Annotated in this window: 1 rRNA gene; it reads left to right on the forward strand. The window is 54.9% G+C overall.

Annotated elements, in window-relative coordinates:
• Positions 1–678 (forward strand): 23S ribosomal RNA (locus HYD27_RS31710); the annotation flags it as partial.
• Positions 679–718 lie beyond the last annotated feature (40 nt).

Here is a 718-nt window from a genome sequence, read left to right on the forward strand (position 1 = left end):
CGGGTACGGGGACCGTGTCAGGCGGGCAGTTTGACTGGGGCGGTCGCCTCCTAAAGAGTAACGGAGGCGTTCAAAGGTTCCCTCAGAATGGTTGGAAATCATTCGCAGAGTGCAAAGGCAAAAGGGAGCTTGACTGCGAGACAAACAAGTCGAGCAGGGACGAAAGTCGGACTTAGTGATCCGGTGGTACCGCATGGAAGGGCCATCGCTCAACGGATAAAAGCTACCCTGGGGATAACAGGCTTATCTCCCCCAAGAGTCCACATCGACGGGGAGGTTTGGCACCTCGATGTCGGCTCATCGCATCCTGGGGCTGAAGTAGGTCCCAAGGGTTGGGCTGTTCGCCCATTAAAGCGGTACGCGAGCTGGGTTCAGAACGTCGTGAGACAGTTCGGTCCCTATCTGTCGTGGGCGCAGGAAATTTGAGAGGAGCTGTCCTTAGTACGAGAGGACCGGGATGGACGTACCGCTGGTGCACCAGTTGTTCCGCCAGGAGCATGGCTGGGTAGCTACGTACGGACGGGATAAGCGCTGAAAGCATCTAAGCGTGAAGCCCCCCTCAAGATGAGATTTCCCAGTATGTAAGACCCCTTGAAGACGACGAGGTAGATAGGTTGGAGGTGGAAGTGCAGCAATGCATGGAGCTGACCAATACTAATCGGTCGAGGGCTTATCCAAGAACATAAAACGCAGATTCGTTTCGGATTCAGTTTTCAGG

The organism is Paenibacillus sp. S150, assembly GCF_019352175.1.
GTDB lineage: Bacteria > Bacillota > Bacilli > Paenibacillales > Paenibacillaceae > Paenibacillus_AQ.